Here is a 1,844-nt window from a genome sequence, read left to right as displayed (position 1 = left end):
CACGAGATCAAAGGGGAAGCCATCTGCGCTTTCGTGACGCTCGCGGAAGGGTACGAACCCTCTGACGCGTTGCGGCAGGAACTGAAGAACCACGTGCGGCAGCAGATCGGGCCGCTGGCGGTTCCCGACGATATCCGCTTCACAACGGCTCTCCCCAAGACGCGAAGCGGCAAGATCATGCGCCGCCTGCTGCGGGACATCGCCGCGGGGCGGGAGACCGTGGGCGACACCAGCACGCTGGAAGATTACAGCGTCCTCGCCCGACTGCGGGCCGGTGAAGAATAATGGACCGTCCGCCCAGGACAGACCGGTCCGGGAATGAGGGGCCTCCCTCTAGGGGTGTTTCCAGCTCCCGGCATAATGGCGACACCGGGAGCCCATGAGGTGGTCATTTTGGCACTGGGGACTGCGAAAATGGCAGTCCCCGTTTTTTTCAGTCACCTCGGAGTCGGGGAGGAATGGTCCAATCTCGCGGGGGATGCCTTCCGCCTGGACGGCAATAACTTTGCAAAAACACAGACACAATAGGCAAGATAGCAAAACTATTACTGGTTCTGCGGGAGGGTTTCCGGGCCACTGTACTGCCAATGGTATGGCATTTGCTATCGCCCATGACACCCCAACATCCTCGATACGCTCGGGGTATTCCCGTAGGGAGTACGCCCAGGCGGTGAGAACGTCCGTTACTGTCGAGTGGCAAGCTCGATAGCGATGAGACGTTGGACGCAGCGGTTTTCTGGCAAAATTCTGTTCGCATTCCAACGTTACCGTTGCTCCGACCAATGGGGGTCCCCCTTCGGTCGCATTCATCGCGGGGTTCCCACGGCTTTCTTCTTTGCAGTTCGCACCGTTCTTTCGAACTTTCAGAGATGAAGGTGGAGGAGGAACGTCTATGCGAATTGCCCAAGTCGCGCCCCTGTTCGAAAGTGTGCCACCTCAACTCTACGGCGGTACCGAAAGAGTCGTCTCCTATTTGACAGAAGAACTCGTCCGCCAGGGCCACGAAGTGACGCTCTTCGCCAGCGGCGACTCCGTCACATCGGCGGAACTCGTCCCCTGCATTGATCGTGCCATTCGCTTGAATCCACGAGTCAAGGAACCTCTTCCGTACATGCTCATGCAACTGGAGCGTGTGCGGCAGCGAGCCAGCGAGTTCGACATCCTGCATTTTCATGTCGATTTAATCCACTTCCCCCTGTTCCGCGATATCGCCCACAAGACCGTGACCACCCTTCACGGCCGCCTGGATCTTCCCGACCTGAAACCGTTTTACTGGGAATTTCAGGACATGCCGGTGGTTTCCATCTCGAACGATCAGCGGCGGCCAATACCTTTTGCCAACTGGGTAGGCACGGTGTACCATGGTCTGCCGGCGGACGTGTGCCTCTTCAATCCGAATCCGAAGGGGGACTACGTGGCCTTTCTGGGGCGAATTTCCCCGGAGAAACGACCAGATCGCGCGATTGAGATTGCCCGCCGCGCAGGCATGAAAATCAAGATTGCCGCCAAGGTGGACAAGGCCGATTTGCAGTATTTCCGGGAATGCATCGAGCCGCTCCTGTCACAGCCCCATGTGGAATTCATCGGCGAAATCGGGGAGAACGACAAATCCGAGTTTCTCGGCAATGCCTTGGCTTTGCTCTTCCCCATCGATTGGCCGGAACCATTCGGACTGGTGATGATCGAATCCATGTCCTGTGGGACTCCGGTGATTGCCTGGCGTTGTGGCTCGGTGCCGGAAGTGATCGATCCGGGAATCACGGGTTGGATCGTGGATTCGATCGACGCAGCCGTGGAAGCACTCAAGCAGGTGGAGCGGCTGGACCGATACGGCGTGCGACGCC

At 58.3% G+C, this 1,844-nt stretch carries 1 protein-coding gene and 1 pseudogene; both read left to right on the top strand.

The genetic code is table 11. From position 1 onward, the window contains the following. Positions 1-285 (top strand): annotated as a pseudogene (locus H5U08_RS17450) (acetyl-coenzyme A synthetase); the annotation flags it as partial. A gap of 607 nt (positions 286-892) precedes the next feature. Next, a partial coding sequence (locus tag H5U08_RS17445) for a glycosyltransferase family 4 protein (RefSeq protein ID WP_297036029.1) occupies positions 893-1,844 on the top strand: 952 nt, incomplete at its 3' end.

It is taken from the genome of Thermogutta sp. (assembly GCF_014359955.1).
Taxonomy (GTDB): Bacteria; Planctomycetota; Planctomycetia; order Pirellulales; family Thermoguttaceae; genus Thermogutta.
This window is presented reverse-complemented; position numbering and strand designations above follow the sequence as displayed.